Genomic DNA, 285 nt, shown 5'->3' with positions numbered 1-285 from the left:
GCATTCCTCCTGATCAGCAGAGGTTGATCTTTGCTGGCAAGCAGCTGGAAGATGGACGCACCCTGTCTGACTACAACATCCAGAAAGAGTCCACCCTGCATCTGGTGCTGCGCCTGAGGGGAGGCATGCAGATCTTTGTGAAGACCCTGACTGGCAAGACCATCACCCTCGAGGTTGAGCCTAGTGACACCATTGAGAATGTGAAGGCCAAGATCCAAGACAAAGAAGGCATTCCTCCTGATCAGCAGAGGCTGATTTTTGCTGGCAAGCAGCTGGAAGATGGGC

General features: G+C 53.3%; 1 protein-coding gene. It reads left to right on the top strand.

The features are described 5' to 3' along the window. On the top strand, positions 1-285 hold a 285-nt coding region (locus tag L9G74_RS24040; RefSeq protein ID WP_238898562.1), incomplete at both ends, for a ubiquitin-like protein.

Origin of the sequence: Shewanella electrica (genome assembly GCF_022321485.1) — a bacterium.
Classification (GTDB): Bacteria; Pseudomonadota; Gammaproteobacteria; order Enterobacterales; family Shewanellaceae; genus Shewanella; species Shewanella electrica.
Note: the sequence above shows the minus strand (reverse complement) of the source record. Positions and strands in the feature narration are given on the sequence as shown.